Origin of the sequence: Hyphomonas jannaschiana VP2, assembly GCF_000685215.1 — a bacterium.
In the GTDB taxonomy this organism is placed as follows: Bacteria; Pseudomonadota; Alphaproteobacteria; order Caulobacterales; family Hyphomonadaceae; genus Hyphomonas; species Hyphomonas jannaschiana.
This window is the reverse complement of sequence record NZ_ARYJ01000023.1, coordinates 1-11,889: the sequence shown is the minus strand read 5'-3', so window position 1 is coordinate 11,889 and position 11,889 is coordinate 1. Positions and strand designations below refer to the sequence as shown.

The window sequence follows — 11,889 nt, the reverse complement described above, 5'->3', positions numbered from 1 at the left end:
GATCTCTATACATATGAAGCGCCGCACATTCCCCGCTGGAAACATCCTGCCCTTGGCAGCGATGTGCCTGTCTCGGTTTGTGGCTGCGTGCGCGGCAAGTCCGCTATAGTCCGTCATGATCCGGATAAGTCCGGTTTAGTCATCTATAGTCATGGCGTAGTCCGGTATGATCATGGCCTGCACGTGCGGGGTCCGCCCTAGCCGGGCCTTCGTGCGCCGTCAGTCATCCTGAGCGAAGTCGCAGGATGACTGGCGTGAAAGCAGATTCCCCTACCGGATGGCACCCGCCTTTCCGGCCGCTTGTGCTGGGACGAACCTTGCCGCCCCGTCCATCCGGGCGCAGAGTTCCCGCAAAAGGGAGGAAATCATGAGTTACGAAACGGTCTACACGATCATCAATCTCAGCGTGATGCCGGCCTGGCTGCTGCTGGCGCTGGCACCGGGGACTGCGGTGACGCGCCTTGTCGTGCATTCGGGTGTCTATCCGCTGGCGCTTGGCATTTTCTATATTGTGACCTTGTCTATGACCCTGTTCTTCGGCATGGGCGCAGACGGCGGCGGTTTCGGCTCGGCGGCGGGCGTGTCGCAGCTCTTCTCCCATCCGCTCGGCATCCTGGTCGGCTGGTCGCACTATCTTGTCTTCGACCTGTTTGTCGGGGCGTGGGAGGCGCGCGATGCCCGGCGCCGGGGCGTCGCGCACTGGATGCTGCTGCCCTGCCTGTTCTTCACGCTGATGTTCGGGCCGGTCGGCCTGTTGCTCTACCTCGTGCTGCGCCAGCTCACCGGCAAGGGCAATATGAGCCTGGTGGAGGCCTAGGCCTCGTCGTCTTTCCGGGACTGGCGGAACAGGTCCAGCTGGCGTGGATCGACATAGCGCCGCCGTGACGGCTTGGTCCGGCCGCGGCGGAAGTAGAGATCGTCGGTATGGTCGGCCGGTTCGCTGGCAGCCGGTTCGGCCTTTGGGACAGGCTTGGCGGGCTTTTCCGCTGCCTCGCCGGGCAGGGCCAGTTTCCACCAGGTAACGGCGACAACCGGATGGCCCTTGTCATCCTCATAGCGCTGCAAATGGCCATGGGCGAGCGCATCGGAGGGCGCGAACATGGCGTCGGCGGCTTCTTCCGAGACAGTCAGCCAGTCGATGGCCAGTTCGACGACTTTGAGTTTCGGGTCCAGCGTCCGGGCCAGCGCTTCGGCCTCCGGCAGGGTGCGCGCGGCCGGGGCCACCTTTGACAGGGCGGCGTCGACGGTTTTGCCGAGGGGATAAGCGTGGCTCATAAGCCGGTGGAAGTAAGCGCTGCTTCGCTCGCCGTCCAGCCTGCATCCGCCGCTGCAGAAAGCCGCATCGCAGCAAGCCGTGCCAGACGCAGCGTTACGGCCTTGCGCCGGGCAGGGGAGAGCTTCTCCGCCGGGGCCTCCCGGATCACTGCCGCACCAAAGGCATCGGCCACGATCAGGCCGGCCTCTTCGGGGATCAGCTCCTGCGGAAAGTCGTGGTCCACAGCGAACCAGAACCGGTCGCAGAAGGGCATGTATTCCGGCCATTTGGCATCGGACCGGAAGTCGGCCACGCCGGATTTGATCTCCACCATCCAGACCTCGCCGCCCGGGCCAATGGCGGCAATGTCGGCCCGGCGATTGTTGGCGAGGGTCATTTCCTGAATGCCGCAGAGCCCCAGATCCGCCAGCAGGCGCAGCGTTCCGCGCGCAATGGCCGCTGCGCGGGCAAGATCTTCTGTCGTGTCGGCGCCGTCGGCCATGGGATTTCGTGTTCCGGTATTGTTCTCTTCACCCTAGTCCTGCTGCGGAGGCCGGGTCAAGCGGGCGCCGGGGGCGGAGATGGCGGAAGCAGCTGGAGGTTCAGTGTGTGTGTCACTTCCATCCGCCCCTCCCGCACATAGCCCCGTGCCAGGACCGGCGTGCCCTCGGGCAGCTGGCAATAGGCGGCGGCCACATTGGCGATTTCCAGCCGGAGGGCGCTACCCTGCATGTGGAGCGCGCAGCTGGTGCCATAATCCTTGACGCCCTCCATCCCGCTGACCGTACCGCGCACCAGCTGGAAGCGCTCGAAATCCTCCGGCAGCGCTTCAGCGGATGCGATTCGATAAGCCTGTTTTGCCCAGAGGCCGCGCCGGTCGTCGCGGGCCTCCGCTTCCAGCGCCGGAAAGGTCTCGCTGCCGCCGGCTGTGTCAGGATAGATCCGCATCCGCGCGCCGCCCCGGCGGAGCATCTCGGCATTCAGCCAGAGGTCCGGCCCGAGAGCATCGGTCGTCCGCACCTGGGCGAGCGCCCGGTCATACCGGTCGCGGGTCAGGCCGCCATAGAAGAGCTGGACTTCCCGGCCGAGGGCCATGTCTTCCAGTATGCGCCGGGCCTCTTCCTGGAAGGGCTCTCCGGCACGCTCCTTCCAGGGCCGGGCAGGGGCTTCGATGCTGGCAAGGCGCACGCTCTGACCGGTGTCCAGCACCAGCGCGTCCCCATCGATGATGCGGACCACGCGGCCATGCTCGCCCGGTTCCAGCGCATCCAGCGGGTGCGGCTTCGCGCACGCTGCCACAAGGGAGAGGCAGAGGAGGAGGAAAAACCGTTGCATATCCGGAATGTCCTAGCATGCCCGTCAGCTGCCGCCAGTCCTTCAAACCGGGTTCAACCCCCGCGCCAATTGGCTTATAGCTCTCTCCCGACGGTCCCGTAGCTCAGCAGGATAGAGCAACAGATTCCTAATCTGTAGGTCGCGCGTTCGAATCGCGCCGGGATCGCCAGATTTTCTGCGCTTGGAAACGGACTACTCCGCTGGGGTTTCGCGCATGCTTTGCTGTCGCGGTCCTGATCTCAATGCGCTTGCGGCCAGGAGTGCTGCAATCATAAGTCCGCAGACAGAAAAGGGGATCAGGTTCGCCTGATCAAGGCTGCCGGCGTACAGGCCTGTGTGCAGCAGGATACCTGCCGCCAGCAGGGCTGCGCCAGCCAGCCGCAGACTGCGGGTACACCTGGCTGCGTCCGCCATGAAAAGGCAGGCCGTAACGATGGCCACCAGGGGCAGCCAGAAGAATGCCACCAGTGCCGGCCCTTCGGCGATCCCGCTGACCGATGCCAGCAGGGTGAGGGCAAGGGTGGCCGGTGTGCCCCAGACGATGCCTGCCCAGCCCGCTTCGAGCCGGGGCGCCGGGCGGCCCTGTGCCCGCCTGCGGACGAAATAGATATTCAGTCCGCTGGCAATGATGGTGCAAAGCGACAGGCCAAACAGGAAATAGGCGATCTTGATGGGCAGGCCGCCCCAGTTTCCGAAATGCACATTGTAGACAGAGCCGGCGACCTGCTGGCCAGCGGTTCCATCGGACAGGCCAGTATTGCCAAGATACACGCCGTCCGCATCGAAATTGTAATAGTCACCGAAGATCAGGCGATTGGGGTGTTCAGCAATCACCGACACATGCTGCCCCGCCGTTCCCGGGTCATGCAGGATGAAAAAGGTCGGCTTCAGGTCCGGATACTCTGCGTGCATGTGGGCGATGGGGGCGGCGATCTCTGCCAGACCGGCCGGGGACTCATTGAGGGGAGGGTCCTCACCGAAGACAGGGCTGAAGACTTTCGTCGCGTCACCGCCGAAACTTGCCGCGGCGATGGCAAAGGCCAGGACGCTGGCAAGGCCGAGAATGGCGCCGGTCAGCGCATTCGATATGTGGAAAGGCGCTGTCCATACGCTCAGCCGGTTGTGCAGGTCCGCGAGGCCGGTGCGGCCGGAATTGCGGCGGAAGGTGAAAGCGTCCCGGAAGATGCGTGGATGCGCCAGAAGGCCGGAAATGGACAGGGCGACCAGGAAAGCACCCAGCGCGCCAACCACGGTCAGGCCAAGAATGTGGGGCAGATGGAGGTAATAGTGCAGATCCAGCAGGAACTGCGTCCACGGAAAGTGTTCCCGTCCGGCAATGTCACCCTCTGCCGTGGCAAAAAAGGCCTGCGTATCCGTCGTGATGACCGTGCGGGGCAGGTCAGGCCGGGGGAAGTTGATGTAGAGGTGCGTGGTTTGCGGGTCTTCGCTTTCGTAGACGGCCGTTGCGGCTTTCTCCGCCGCTTCCGGTGAAATGACCGCCATCTCCGGCGCGGCCGGTTGTTCCCATCTCTGGAATTCCCGGTTGAAGACGGACAGTGTGCCTGTCACCGCCAGGATGTAGATGAGGCCGCCGAGGGCAAGCCCCAGAATCGAGTGCGCGGCCAGTGACCGGGCGACGCGGACGGAGGAGGATCTGGGCCAGAGCGTTCTTGCCATCACTTTATCCTTGTGCAGCCAGTCCGAGATAGGCGAGCGGGGCAAGGCCCGCGCCGATCACGATGGCGCTTTTACGCCAGAGGCGGCTGTTGGCTCCGGCGACAACCGCAAGGGCTGACCAGAGCAGGGGAAAGGCAAACATGGCGATCACCAGATTGCCTGTGTGTTCAAGGCCTGCCTTCTGCAGTGCCACGAATCCCGCCGTTGCAATGGCCAGTGCGGCAAGGCCTGCGAGCGGGCCGAGCAGGATGCCTGCGGCGATGCGTTTCAGAATTTCCGGAACGCCGGCTCGCGCTACCCTGGCCCGACGGTCGGCCGGGTCCCGGGCTGGTTTCTGCTCGGCCTGCACATAGATCCAGGCAAGCGCGCCCAGTGCCGCCAGCATGATCGCGACAATGCCGAGCGCGGTTCCTTTGTCCGGATGACTTGTGGCCGCCCACAGGATGACAGACAGGAAGAGGGCGACCCAGCCGAAGGCCAGGTGCCGCCCGTTTCCGGCCCGTCTGCGCCAGGCGACCTGCAGCAACCAGATGCCGCAGACCGCCAGAACGCAGGCGGCGCTCCGGAGAAGCATGCCCGCTTCCATGAACTAGAAGCGCCGGGCGATGCGGGCCACAACGGTCCGCTGCTCCCCGGGGAAACAGTCACCGCGAGCCAGGCAGGTGGCGTAATAGTTTTCGTCGGTGATATTGCGGGCGTTGAGTGTCAGGTCCCAGTTTTCCGTCTCGTAGCCGAGGAGCAGGTCACCTAGAACCACGCTGTCCGTCACGACACGGACGACACCCAATGAACCAGCCCCGTTGCTCTCATTTTCACCAAGATAGCGCACGCCAAAGCCTGCCTTGAAGTTCTTGAGCGGGCCGGCTTCCGGCTGGTACTGGATCCAGGTCGAAGCCTGATCTTCCGCGATGGAATCGAAAGGAATGCCATTTGGCGATTCGGTATCGAGCAGGCTGAGATTGCCTTCCAGATACCAGTCGCCGATCGTGGTCAGGGCTTCGAACTCCACCCCTTTGGATGTGCCGACACCTTCCTGCTGGCTGTCCGGTTGACCGATAAGAGATGCCGGGTTCGGCAGGTTGGATTCCTCGATTTCGAAATAGGCGGCGGTGATGTAGGTGCGGGTGCCCGGCGGCTGGTATTTGATGCCAGCTTCCCATTGTTCCCCTTCGCGCGGCTTCAGCGGCTGGCTGGTGAAGCCGTCGAGACCGATTACCGGTTCGAAGGATTCCGCGAAGCTGACATAGGGGGAGATGCCGTTGTCGAATGCATAGAGCGCGCCGACGCTGAACGAGGTGGCATCATCCGTCTGCGTGGTGGTCGCGGTCTTGGTTTCGGTGTCGTCGTAGCGGACGCCGATATTGAACTTCCATGCATTCAGGGAGATCTGGTCGTTAATGTAGACACCATAATCTTCCGTTTGCGTATCACCTGGATCATAGAAGTTGGCTGCATCATCGAAGGCTGCCGGATAACCGGTATAGACCGGGTCGTAGGCATTGAATGGCCCGATGCCGCCAGCGTAGATGTAGCGGCTGCTGGTGGTCACATCCTGATAGGCTGCGCCGACAAAGACTTCGTGATCCAGTGCGCCGGTGGAGAAAGTATAACGGGCGCGGACATCGAGTGCAGCCTGTTCTGAAGAGGCGTCGCTGCGATAGAAGGTGCGTGTGCCGTTGCCATCTACATCAATGCGAGGCGTGCCCGCGCCGAGGAAGTCGATATAGGCCTGCCGGTAATCCGCTTCGCCATCCTTGTAGCGGAAGATGCCATCGATTGAGAAATTCGGGCTGAACTCGTGGGAGCCGAGCAGGCTGACGAGGATGGAGTCCGTGTCGTAGCGGTTGAAGCCCGGTTCACCATGATAGGTCGACGGATCGATTTCTTCGCCGTTGGCATTGGCACAAACGATCGCTGGCGTGATCGTCACCTGGCCACTGACGCATCCCGTTCCAGTGAGAGGAAGGAACTGCGAAGACGTGTCGCTGTCGCGGTCCGAATATTCAGCCATGGCAGTCAGGCGCGTGGTGCCATTGTCATAGCTGATCGACGGCATCAGGATTACGGCATCGTCATTGACGCGGTCGACCTGCGTGCCGCTGTCGCGATAGACGCCGACGAGGCGGGCATAGACATTCTCGGAGAGCTGGAGATTGAAATCTCCGGCGGCCTGATAGCGTTCATTGGTGCCGATGTCGAAGACGACCTCGTTCGCCTTGTCGGGCCCGGCCAGCTTGGAGACGGCATTGACGATACCGCCCGGCGTGCCCTTGCCATACAGAACAGAGGCCGGCCCTTTCAGGATTTCCACCTGTTCCAGCATGTAAATGTCGGTACGCGTATTATTGTAGTAGCCGAAGAGGACCTGTTGGCCGTCGCGGTATTCGGCGGCATCGAAGCCCCGGATGCTGGCAAAGTCACCGCGTGTGGCCGGGCCATAGGTGCCGGCATCGACGCCGGAAGCGTAATCGAATGAGGCGGCGAGCGTCAGCGCGCCCTTATCCCGGAATTGTTCTTCGGTCTCGATCGAGATTGACCGGGCCGTTTCCAGAATAGGCGTTGTGGTTTTCGTGGCACCGAAGTCCGAGAGTTGGCCGGTGACCGTGACGGTTTCCAGGCGCTGCTCGTCGGCGTCTTCCCCGTTGATGTCCTGAGCATAGGCGACCCCTGCCGTCAGCATGGCTGCTGCCAGCACGCTTCCAAATTTCCGCATAATAGACCCCTTTGAGACTGCGAGTGAGTCGCATTTACGGGAATGCGGAGGGTGTGTAAATGCAATTCATTCGCAAATTGCAGCGGCAGACCGTCCCACTGGGGCGACCTGTACTCACAGCTGGCGTCTGGGATCAGAGACTTAGCGGGTCGGGACCGGGGCGTCGCCGGAATAGTCGTAGAAGCCCTTGCCGACCTTGCGGCCGACCCAGCCGGCTTCGACATATTTCACGAGTAGCGGGCAGGGGCGGTATTTCGTATCCGCCAGGCCGTCGTGAAGCACCTGCATGATCGACAGGCAGGTATCGAGGCCAATGAAGTCTGCGAGCGTCAGCGGACCCATCGGATGGTTCGCGCCGAGGCGCATGGCCGTGTCGATGCTGTCCACCGTTCCGACGCCTTCGTAGAGGGCGTACACGGCTTCGTTGATCATCGGCACCAGGATGCGGTTCACGATGAAGGCCGGATAGTCCTCGGCATTGGTCGTGGTCTTTTCCAGCCGGTTGGCAAAGCCGATGGCCGTCTCATATGTTTCCTGACTGGTCGCCAGCCCGCGGATCACTTCCATCAGCTTCATCAGCGGCACCGGGTTCATGAAGTGCATGCCGATGAACATTTCCGGCCGGTCGGTCGTCGAGGCGAGGCGGGTGATCGAAATGGAGGATGTGTTGGTGGCCAGATAGGTTCTGGCCGGCACGATTTCGCAGATTGATTTGAAGATCTGCTCTTTGACTTCGCGCTTCTCGGTCGCCGCTTCGATCACCAGGTCATCATTCTCGTGCGCCTTGATCGAGGTGGAGGTCTTGATGCGGGCGAGCGCCGTTTTCATTTCGTCGATGCTGAACTGCTCACGCGAGACCTGGCGCGCCATGTTCTTCTCAATCGACTCCATACCGTGCTTGAGCGCGTCTTCAGAAATGTCCGTCATCACGACGTCATAGCCGGCAAGGGCGCTGACGTGCGCGATTCCGTTGCCCATCTGGCCTGCGCCAATCACGCCGATCGTCTGAAGGTTGGTCATGCGGTTCTGCCCTGAGTCTTGTTCTAAGCCTTGTGACATAACCTGTTTGTGCGGTGCGTCAAAGATCAAGTGAGCACATCAGGCCGGGGCAGGGGACAGCGACGGATTGAGACCGGTATGTTGTTTCCGGACAACAAAAAGCCCGGCACAGGCCGGGCTTTTCGCGTCATGATAGAGTGCGGTTCGCTTAGAGCGCGCCGGTCAGTTCCGGTACGGCGACGAACAGGTCCGCGACCAGGCCATAATCGGCGACCTGGAAGATCGGGGCTTCCTCATCCTTGTTGATGGCGACGATGACTTTGGAGTCCTTCATGCCTGCAAGGTGCTGGATGGCGCCGGAGATGCCGATGGCAATGTAGAGTTCCGGCGCGACGATCTTGCCGGTCTGGCCGACCTGATAGTCGTTCGGAGCGTAGCCAGCGTCCACAGCCGCGCGCGATGCGCCGACAGCGGCGCCGAGCTTGTCGGCCAGCGGGAACATGAGTTCCTGGAACTTCTCGGCAGAGCCGAGGGCGCGGCCACCGGAGACGACGCGCTTGGCGCCGGCCAGTTCCGGACGGTCCGACTTGACCATTTCTTCCGAAACGAATTCCGATTTGAACGGGCCTGCCGGAGCGTCAACCGTTTCGACCGAAGCCGAGCCGTCTTCGCCAGCAGCTTCGAAGGCCGTACCACGCACGGTGACGACTTTCTTCGCATCGGCCGATTTCACCGTCTGGATGGCGTTACCGGCATAAATCGGGCGCTCGAACGTATCGGCGTCGATCACGGCGGTGATCTCGGAGATCTGCATCACGTCGAGCTTCGCAGCGACGCGCGGCGCCATGTTCTTGCCGGCCGTGGTGGCGGCGAAGAGAACAGCGTCATAGCCAGCCATCAGCGGAACGATCAGAGCTTCCATCGGCTCAGCCAGTTGCTTGGCAACGCTGGCGCCGTCGGCGTGCAGCACCTTGCGCACACCGGACACTTTGGCAGCCGCAGCGGCCACATCGCCAGCGCCTTCACCGGCGACCAGAACATCCACATCGCCGCCGAACTTGGCAGCAGCGGTCACGACCTTGTTGGTGGCGTCCGAGAGGGCCGCATTGTTGTGTTCAGCAATTACGAGCACAGCCATATCAGACAACTCCTGCGGTTTTCAGTTTCGACACGAGGGTGGCGACGTCTTCGACTTTCTCACCCGCCTGGCGCACCGGCGGTTCAGTGACCTGGACGACGGACAGGCGCGGTGAAATGTCGACGCCGTAGTCGGCCGGGGCCTTCTCGTCGATCGGCTTCTTCTTCGCCTTCATGATATTCGGCAGGGACGCGTAGCGCGGCTCGTTGAGGCGCAGGTCAACCGTGACAACGGCCGGCAGGGCCAGTTTCACGGTCTGGAGGCCGCCGTCGACTTCGCGGGTCACGGTCAGCGCATCGCCGTCCTTCTCCAGCTTGTAGGCGAAGGTGCCTTGCGGCCAGTCCAGCAGAGCGGCCAGCATCTGGCCGGTCTGGTTGGAATCGTCGTCGATGGCCTGCTTGCCGACAACCACGAGGTCCGGCTTTTCTTCTTCGACCACTTTGGCCAGCAGCTTGGCGACGCCGAGCGGCTCAACCGTTTCATCGGTCTTGATCAGGATGCCGCGGTCACCGCCCATGGCGAGGGCCGTCCGGATGGTTTCCTGTGCCTGTTGCGGACCGATGGAAACAATGACGACTTCCGTTGCGGTGCCGGCCTCTTTCAGGCGGACAGCCTCTTCGACGGAAATTTCGTCGAACGGGTTCATCGACATCTTCACATTGGCGAGATCGACCCCGGTCTTGTCCGGCTTGACGCGGACTTTCACGTTGTAATCGATCACGCGTTTGACGGGCACGAGGACCTTCATGAGCAGCGCTCCACACGTTTCGAGAGATTGGACTTATAGATGGGCGTTGCCTACAGGCACTGAAAAGCTTTCGCAAGTTTGACGTTGACGTAAGTGTCAATTTGGCGCGCAAAAATAAGTGATTTCTGGTCTTAAGCGGTGCGATTTCTGCAATATGATACCCCAATGACGCGATCCGGACTGCTCCTGAGCCTAGTTTTTGCCTCTGTGTTGTCGCTGCCGGCGGCTGCGGAAGGCATCGCAGCGCTTGATCCTGGCCTCTACGCCGTGACCACGGAAATCGAAACCAGCCTGCAGGATCCGGGGACGGGAACGCTGCTGGATACCTGGACAGACCCCTTCGGCGGGGCGGCCTGCCTGGAAGGGGAGGAAGCGCGCCGGATCCGCCCCGACACGTTCATCGACCCGCGCTGCCATGTCTCGGATGTCCGAGCAGATCCCTATGGCGAGGCTTTTGACGTGTTCTGCGTTTTTCCGGAGGGGCTGATGAGCGGTGCCGGAACCCTTTCCGTGGACCCGACGCGGCCGACGGAGTTCCTTCAGCGGTTTTCCCTGCGCAGTCCCGGCCCGGTCGAGAACCAGCGGGTAACCATAAAGGGGCGCCTGGCCGGCGCCTGCCTGCCGGACGACCTGGCCGCCGGGCCCTAGTCGCCCCGTAGTCGCAGCGACTAGGTAGATTCCGCAATTGGCAATTCCGCCGGCCGATATGACATGCCAGTAAGAGACTGCACTCAACCGGAGGACATCCATGTCGCACACGCCCCACGAACTGACCGAAGAATTCCCGGATCTGGCCGACAAGATCCATGAGCTGAAAACCAGCAATGCCCATTTCGCCAAGCTGGCGGATGAGTATCACGAGCTGAACCGTCAGATTCACCGCATCGAGACCGACGTGGAACCGGCCAGTGACGAGCACCAGACCGAGCTGCGCAAGCAGCGGATGGCGCTCAAGGATGAAATCTACAACATGCTCAAGGCGTAAGCCTTTTCCGGCAAAGGCCAGGGGAGAATCGGCTTTAAGTAGAATCCCGAATGGGCTGGTCTGCCCCTGTCTGCCACATTTGGCGGGAAGACAGATGCAGCTGCCCCGGGAGGACAAGCCCGATGCCCCATTTGCCCCTTGGCCTTGCCGGCGACTTTCCGGAGTCCGTCAGCCGTATCTTTGAACTGGAGGCGGAAGAAGGCGACTTCATGCAACTGGCCGAAGCCTATGAAGCCATTACGCAGGAACTTCAGGAAATCGAATGCGGGATTGAGCCTGCCTGCCATGCCTATCTGGCCCAGCTTCGCCGCCAGCGTGATGCTCTCCGTGAGACCCTGTTTGCCCGTTTGAGCGCCTGAGCCGCCCGGTTCCGGCTCAGCGCCACAGTTTCGGCTGGGCTTCTTTGACCGTGTCCCGGCAGTTTTCGTCCCACGGATAAAGCCCGTCCAGCAAGCCCGGCCAGACGATCTGGACCAGTGCGGGATGTCCGCCTTGGCCATTGCGGGCCCAGAGCCAGTCGGCCAGCACGGCATATTTCCCGAACGCATCCTCATGCGAGACTTTTCGGGCCACGCAGTCGAAATCCTCGTGCAGGCCTTTCCAGACCTGATTGTCCTCAAGTTTCCGGCCTGCTTTGATCTTGTCGTAAACGCCCGCCAGCATGTCGTACATTACATCCCGGTGCAGGCCGAAGACAATGAACTCCGGCGCGTCCAGCGTCTGCGAGAAACCGACCGAATAGGTGTAGTTCGGCTCCACAAGCTCAGGATCGTAGCGGTGCACGGCATACCAGCCATGGGCCTCGATGCTGCCCAGAATCCGCTTTTCTTCCTCGATCACGATACCGCCCGCCATCAGGGAATGACGCGCTGTACCGGGCCTCCGGTCAAGACGTATCTCTTCAGATGACGGAGATTTAAGCATGACGGAATTTTCACGAAGTGTGCGGGAGGGGGCAATCCAGCACGAGCCGCCGGCATGGCGGTGGCCATCCGGTGGGAGGAGTCTCTCTTATCCTCCCCTGCGCAGCGGGGGAGGT

15 protein-coding genes and 1 tRNA gene are annotated in these 11,889 nt (G+C 61.8%); 6 read left to right on the top strand and 10 right to left on the bottom strand.

All coding sequences use genetic code 11. The annotated features are described in order from the left end of the window. Both HJA_RS18730 and HJA_RS17540 read left to right on the top strand, forming a co-directional pair. On the top strand, positions 1-201 hold a 201-nt coding region (locus HJA_RS18730; protein ID WP_206741743.1), incomplete at its 5' end, for a hypothetical protein. A gap of 166 nt (positions 202-367) precedes the next feature. Continuing rightward, positions 368-817: an ABA4-like family protein gene (locus HJA_RS17540; RefSeq protein ID WP_035585038.1), complete on the top strand. Its 450-nt coding sequence runs from the start codon at positions 368-370 to the stop codon at positions 815-817. On the opposite strand, the gene HJA_RS17535 is transcribed toward HJA_RS17540, so the two are convergent. The 3 genes from HJA_RS17535 to HJA_RS17525 are packed head-to-tail and all read right to left on the bottom strand — an operon-like array spanning position 814 to position 2,590. Continuing rightward, on the bottom strand, positions 814-1,275 hold the full coding sequence (locus HJA_RS17535) for a hypothetical protein (protein WP_035585034.1): 462 nt from the start codon (positions 1,273-1,275) through the stop codon (positions 814-816). The genes HJA_RS17540 and HJA_RS17535 overlap by 4 nt on opposite strands. Then, a complete protein-coding gene (locus HJA_RS17530; protein WP_035585027.1) occupies positions 1,272-1,757 on the bottom strand; it encodes an MmcB family DNA repair protein in 486 nt (161 codons plus the stop codon). The genes HJA_RS17535 and HJA_RS17530 overlap by 4 nt, the downstream gene beginning before the upstream one ends. A 56-nt stretch (positions 1,758-1,813) precedes the next feature. Then, on the bottom strand, positions 1,814-2,590 hold the full coding sequence (locus tag HJA_RS17525) for a thermonuclease family protein (RefSeq protein WP_051597849.1): 777 nt from the start codon (positions 2,588-2,590) through the stop codon (positions 1,814-1,816). 92 nt (positions 2,591-2,682) lie between these two features. On the opposite strand from HJA_RS17525, the gene HJA_RS17520 reads away from it, so the two are divergent. Further along, positions 2,683-2,759 (top strand) — tRNA-Arg (locus HJA_RS17520). 23 nt (positions 2,760-2,782) lie between these two features. On the opposite strand, the gene HJA_RS17515 is transcribed toward HJA_RS17520, so the two are convergent. The 6 genes from HJA_RS17515 to HJA_RS17490 form a co-directional block, all read right to left on the bottom strand. Further along, a complete protein-coding gene (locus tag HJA_RS17515) occupies positions 2,783-4,267 on the bottom strand; it encodes a PepSY-associated TM helix domain-containing protein (RefSeq protein ID WP_035585025.1) in 1,485 nt (494 codons plus the stop codon). A gap of 4 nt (positions 4,268-4,271) precedes the next feature. Further along, positions 4,272-4,841, bottom strand: coding sequence for a hypothetical protein (locus tag HJA_RS17510; protein ID WP_035585023.1), 570 nt, complete (start codon positions 4,839-4,841; stop codon positions 4,272-4,274). 15 nt (positions 4,842-4,856) lie between these two features. Further along, the gene (locus HJA_RS17505) at positions 4,857-6,980 is read right to left on the bottom strand and encodes a TonB-dependent siderophore receptor (RefSeq protein ID WP_035585020.1); all 2,124 of its coding nucleotides are present in this window, start codon (positions 6,978-6,980) and stop codon (positions 4,857-4,859) included. A 141-nt stretch (positions 6,981-7,121) separates the two neighbouring features. Continuing rightward, entirely contained in the window at positions 7,122-8,000 is an 879-nt protein-coding gene (locus tag HJA_RS17500; RefSeq protein ID WP_035585019.1) for a 3-hydroxybutyryl-CoA dehydrogenase, read from the bottom strand. 187 nt (positions 8,001-8,187) lie between these two features. Next, complete coding sequence (locus tag HJA_RS17495; RefSeq protein WP_035585017.1) at positions 8,188-9,117, bottom strand: electron transfer flavoprotein subunit alpha/FixB family protein; 930 nt, start codon at positions 9,115-9,117, stop codon at positions 8,188-8,190. Position 9,118: 1 nt separating this feature from the next. Then, entirely contained in the window at positions 9,119-9,865 is a 747-nt protein-coding gene (locus tag HJA_RS17490; RefSeq protein WP_035585014.1) for an electron transfer flavoprotein subunit beta/FixA family protein, read from the bottom strand. A 165-nt stretch (positions 9,866-10,030) separates the two neighbouring features. Between HJA_RS17490 and HJA_RS17485 the strand changes: the two genes are divergently transcribed. The 3 genes from HJA_RS17485 (at position 10,031) to HJA_RS17475 (ending at position 11,209) form a co-directional block, all read left to right on the top strand. Then, positions 10,031-10,513, top strand: a complete 483-nt coding sequence (locus HJA_RS17485) for a DUF3617 family protein (RefSeq protein ID WP_155840107.1) — start codon at positions 10,031-10,033, stop codon at positions 10,511-10,513. Positions 10,514-10,613: 100 nt separating this feature from the next. Then, the gene (locus HJA_RS17480) at positions 10,614-10,850 is read left to right on the top strand and encodes an HP1242/YdcH family protein (RefSeq protein WP_035585010.1); all 237 of its coding nucleotides are present in this window, start codon (positions 10,614-10,616) and stop codon (positions 10,848-10,850) included. Between the two features lie 122 nt (positions 10,851-10,972). Next, positions 10,973-11,209: a hypothetical protein gene (locus HJA_RS17475; protein WP_035585008.1), complete on the top strand. Its 237-nt coding sequence runs from the start codon at positions 10,973-10,975 to the stop codon at positions 11,207-11,209. 16 nt (positions 11,210-11,225) lie between these two features. Here the strand turns inward: HJA_RS17475 and HJA_RS17470 are convergent, their stop codons facing one another. Then, the gene (locus HJA_RS17470) at positions 11,226-11,774 is read right to left on the bottom strand and encodes a DUF4262 domain-containing protein (RefSeq protein WP_155840105.1); all 549 of its coding nucleotides are present in this window, start codon (positions 11,772-11,774) and stop codon (positions 11,226-11,228) included. Positions 11,775-11,889: the final 115 nt, after the last annotated feature.

Coding starts and splice junctions, on each gene's coding strand:
- HJA_RS17540 (WP_035585038.1), top strand. CDS start 368: ATGAGTTACGAAACGGTCTACACGATCATCAATCTCAGCGTGATGCCG.
- HJA_RS17525 (WP_051597849.1), bottom strand. CDS start 2,590: ATGCAACGGTTTTTCCTCCTCCTCTGCCTCTCCCTTGTGGCAGCGTGC.
- HJA_RS17515 (WP_035585025.1), bottom strand. CDS start 4,267: ATGGCAAGAACGCTCTGGCCCAGATCCTCCTCCGTCCGCGTCGCCCGG.
- HJA_RS17485 (WP_155840107.1), top strand. CDS start 10,031: ATGACGCGATCCGGACTGCTCCTGAGCCTAGTTTTTGCCTCTGTGTTG.
- HJA_RS17480 (WP_035585010.1), top strand. CDS start 10,614: ATGTCGCACACGCCCCACGAACTGACCGAAGAATTCCCGGATCTGGCC.
- HJA_RS17500 (WP_035585019.1), bottom strand. CDS start 8,000: ATGACCAACCTTCAGACGATCGGCGTGATTGGCGCAGGCCAGATGGGC.
- HJA_RS17490 (WP_035585014.1), bottom strand. CDS start 9,865: ATGAAGGTCCTCGTGCCCGTCAAACGCGTGATCGATTACAACGTGAAA.
- HJA_RS17505 (WP_035585020.1), bottom strand. CDS start 6,980: ATGCGGAAATTTGGAAGCGTGCTGGCAGCAGCCATGCTGACGGCAGGG.
- HJA_RS17475 (WP_035585008.1), top strand. CDS start 10,973: ATGCCCCATTTGCCCCTTGGCCTTGCCGGCGACTTTCCGGAGTCCGTC.
- HJA_RS17530 (WP_035585027.1), bottom strand. CDS start 1,757: ATGGCCGACGGCGCCGACACGACAGAAGATCTTGCCCGCGCAGCGGCC.
- HJA_RS17510 (WP_035585023.1), bottom strand. CDS start 4,841: ATGCTTCTCCGGAGCGCCGCCTGCGTTCTGGCGGTCTGCGGCATCTGG.
- HJA_RS17495 (WP_035585017.1), bottom strand. CDS start 9,117: ATGGCTGTGCTCGTAATTGCTGAACACAACAATGCGGCCCTCTCGGAC.
- HJA_RS17535 (WP_035585034.1), bottom strand. CDS start 1,275: ATGAGCCACGCTTATCCCCTCGGCAAAACCGTCGACGCCGCCCTGTCA.
- HJA_RS17470 (WP_155840105.1), bottom strand. CDS start 11,774: ATGCTTAAATCTCCGTCATCTGAAGAGATACGTCTTGACCGGAGGCCC.